This is a genomic window from Endozoicomonas sp. ONNA1 (assembly GCF_024606325.1).
Classification (GTDB): domain Bacteria; phylum Pseudomonadota; class Gammaproteobacteria; order Pseudomonadales; family Endozoicomonadaceae; genus Endozoicomonas_A.
In genome coordinates, this window is the sequence record NZ_JAHHPN010000828.1 from 1 (window position 1) to 1,998 (window position 1,998).

The window sequence follows — 1,998 nt, forward strand, 5'->3', positions numbered from 1 at the left end:
ACAACTCCGTAACTGGCTGCGACCGTTTACGAAGGATGAAGCGTTAGTCGAGTCAATCATAGAACACCGGGATAGTAATTATTTTCCTGCTCTGTTCTATTTCGAAAAAACTCTACTGATGTCTAAATGCAAAAAGTTTAATGTAGATACAGAAGTCATCATTGGTCATGATGGCCCTGTGAAATCAGCCAGCTTCAGCGCCGATAGCCGTCATGTGGTGACCGCCAGTTATGACAACACGGCAAAAATCTTTAGCCAGAAGGCCAACGGATCATGGGAAGAAAAAGCGACCATTACCCATAGTTATTCGGTTAAAACAGCCACTTTCAGCCCCGATGACCGCCATGTGGTGACCGTCAGTTGGGATAACACGTCAAAAATCTATGGTCAGCAAGCCGATGGATTATGGATACATAAACTTACTATTATCCATAATGGTTTGATCACATCAGCCACCTTCAGCCCTGATGGCCGCCATGTGGTCACCGCCAGTGACGACTACACGGCGAAAATCATTAGCCAGAAGGATGATGGAACATGGGAAGAAAAGCTCACTATTTTCCATGATGATTTTCTCAATTCTGCCACTTTTAGCGCCAATAGCCGTTGTGTGATGACCGCCAGTTTCGACAAGACGGCGAAAATTCTTGGTCAGGGGGACTGTGGCGCATGGAAAGAAAAAGTCACCATTTTCCACAATTATTGGGTCGATTTAGCCATCTTTAGCGCCGATGACAGCCGTGTGATGACCGTCAATAGCGCTAACAAGGTGAAAATCTTCGACCAGATGGCCGATGGATCATGGGAAGAAAAAGTCACTTTTTCCCATGATGACTATATGAACTCAGCTAGCTTCAGCGCCGATGGCGGTCATTTGCTGACGGCCAGTGGCGATAACACAGCGAAAATCATTACTGAGAAGGCCGATGGCTCATGGGAAGAAGCGATCATTTCCCATGAGGACGAAGTCAACTCAGCCTCCTTCAGCCCCGATGACGGCCATCTGGTAACGACCAGTAGAGGCACGGCAACAATCTATGGCCGGAAGATCGATGGATCATGGGAATATAAAGCCACCATTTCCCACGATGATGATGTCAGCTCAGCCATCTTCAGCCCCGATAGCCGCCATTTGGTGACCGCCGGTAAAGATGGCATGGCGAAAATCTCTGGCAAGAAGGCTGACGGATCTTGGGTCAAAAAAGCCATCATTTCCCATAAGGGTTCGGTCACTTCGGCCACCTTCAGCTCTGACGGTCGCCATGTGCTGACCAACAGTGAAGATAGAACGGCAAAAATCTACGGTCAGGAGTTGGATGGAAGTTGGGTCGAAAAAGTCACCATGTCCCATGATCGTTCGATCAGATCAGCCAGCTTTGGCACCGATGGCTACCACGTAGTGTTGATCTGTAGTGATGACAAAGTACGAATTAATAGACTATGGGGGAATGATTGATTGTTTGCTGTCACAAATAAAAGGGACGCCATTCTGCCTGTGCTGGAAGACAGAAGCTTGATTAACGGTACCTAAAAACAGGTTATGAACTTTTATTTCAAAACCGACTCTAATTGTCCACATCCATTTTGAAGCGCCTTGTTAACTGGGGGCGTAACTTAGGAAAAGTCAGACATGTTTTCTAACACTAATAACTCAGGCATAGTCGATCCACCCTCGCTACTACCAGTGAGCACTCCGCTGGAGGAAGAACCATTGGGTGTCAGTGCGGGCAGAACCATCGCGGTACCTGACCAGCAAATAAATAAAACGGCGTCATTGCACGATTTGCCTGAGGAAGTAAAAATCAAAATTTTTCGTTTCCTGAGGCTTCGGGATATCGCCTGTTTACAACGAGTCTCTACTCACTTTAACTGGGTTATTAAAAACGACCATGCTCTGGAAAAGACATGGTTTCAACGGTTTTCTTTACCACACCAATACCAACTAAAGAAAATCCTTCCCATAGAGGATAAAGAACAACTCCGTAACTGGCTGCGACC

Annotated in this window: 2 protein-coding genes; both read left to right on the plus strand. The window is 46.6% G+C overall.

All coding sequences use genetic code 11. The features are described 5' to 3' along the window. A partial coding sequence (locus KDK19_RS19640) for a WD40 repeat domain-containing protein (RefSeq protein WP_257292683.1) occupies positions 1–1,456 on the plus strand: 1,456 nt, incomplete at its 5' end. A 174-nt stretch (positions 1,457–1,630) separates the two neighbouring features. Then, positions 1,631–1,998: F-box protein (locus tag KDK19_RS19645; RefSeq protein WP_257292684.1), on the plus strand; the 368-nt coding region annotated here is incomplete at its 3' end.